Annotated in this window: 2 protein-coding genes; both read right to left on the bottom strand. The window is 57.5% G+C overall.

The window, feature by feature from the left end; translation table 11 throughout:
- Nucleotides 1–793 precede the first annotated feature (793 nt).
- Nucleotides 794–1,183, bottom strand: a complete 390-nt coding sequence (locus EN935_RS35820) for an XRE family transcriptional regulator (RefSeq protein ID WP_245468960.1) — start codon at nt 1,181–1,183, stop codon at nt 794–796.
- 35 nt (nt 1,184–1,218) lie between these two features.
- The coding region (locus tag EN935_RS41600; protein ID WP_206534662.1) for a hypothetical protein at nt 1,219–1,444 on the bottom strand (226 nt) is incomplete at its 5' end.

The following is a 1,444-nucleotide window of genomic DNA, read 5'->3' as shown; positions in this document are numbered from 1 at the left end:
ATCAGCGACGATGCGCGCGCGCTCGAGTTCGGCGAGCAGTTCATCGGAAGCCTCGGGGTTGCGTGCGGCCACGGTGCTCGCAACCGCCGACAGACGCGCATGGTCCGACTTCGAGATACGGATGTTCGGCTTGCGCCGGGTTTTCGTGTTGTCTTGCATTTGAATACTCATGTTTCTGCCTCGCGTCCGGGACCCGCCAAGGGATCGTCGACGGTAGTCGGTGCGACGGAAATTTATTGCTGAATGCGCCGATGCTGCAGGGACCGATGCGACCCTGCGCCAATGTCACATGTCGATTTTACATGTTCACCCCTCGGCTCGGGGCGCGCAAGGCAGCCGAGCCGGGGGCTACATTCCCGCTATGGGGCAAACCCGGAAAAGAAAATCGCGACGAATTTTGACTGCGGCGTTCATAAGACCATAGTTGGTGAAGCAATCCGGGAAGTCAAGGCAGCCCCTTGATGCAGCTTGGCGCGCCTCAATCCTAAACTAGTCAGAGCGGGCACCAAGCACCGTTCTTATCACCAGATCTCTTCCGGCCCTGTTTATCCCGGTCCCGCCCGGTCTTTCTTCCGCCAGTCCGAGGAAGACAAGGCGTTCGGCCAAGGCTTTCGATAGAGACGGGTAAGGTCCGCGGTTCATTCGCTTGAGTGCCGTTCGTTCCTCCTCGGTGAGATCGTCCCAGATAACCGTCATGAGGGCCTCCTTGCTTGCGCCTTCCCATCTGAGCGGGGTCTGAATTGTCCAGCAATGGATGTGAGCGTGAATCCATCGAGCTCCGAAGACCTTGGGCCTATGGAACGGCGTCCGTTCCGACGATGCCGCCTTCATTCTCCAGAACGCCGATCCGCTTGACTTCCGAGCGGTTGAGTTTCAGGCGAACGCCGATACCGCCGCCGTTCTCGGCGATGAAAACGGCGCCGGCGTTTTCAAGCGTGGTTTGCAGCGTGTCGCAGACATCCTGGCCGGGAAGGCTGATCCGGCGCTCGAATTCTTCGACGATCAACGCGTCCACCCCTGAATTGCCTGCGAGCTTTTCACGGGTCCATTCGACCAGCGCGCGAGCGGCACGGCATTGAGCACCAGTGATCATCATAAAATCTCCTGCTGGACCGCTTTCGGGAGCGAAATCACCGCCTGTTGAAAGCCAAGACGGTCCGGGCGCGGCGGCTTCATCCGTCAAAATGCATATCGAATCAGAAAAAGGGAAGGGCCGCGTCACCAGTCGCAATCGAAATTATGATGCAAAATATTTGTGCTAAAGCGGCAATAAATTTCGTTTGTCTTGCATGTAATGATGGGCGAAACTCCGACAGCGAAATTGATAGGATCGGGTGCCAGCGGGAGGTCCAAACGCCAGGAAGTGGAATCTTGGCGATATCGCGCGAAGGGCGCCTTGGGCTCGGCGATGATGATAATGGACAGGCTTGAACACGATTTCGGC

This window comes from Mesorhizobium sp. M7D.F.Ca.US.004.03.1.1 (assembly GCF_003998635.1).
Taxonomy (GTDB): domain Bacteria; phylum Pseudomonadota; class Alphaproteobacteria; order Rhizobiales; family Rhizobiaceae; genus Mesorhizobium; species Mesorhizobium loti.
Note: the sequence above shows the minus strand (reverse complement) of the source record. Positions and strands in the feature narration are given on the sequence as shown.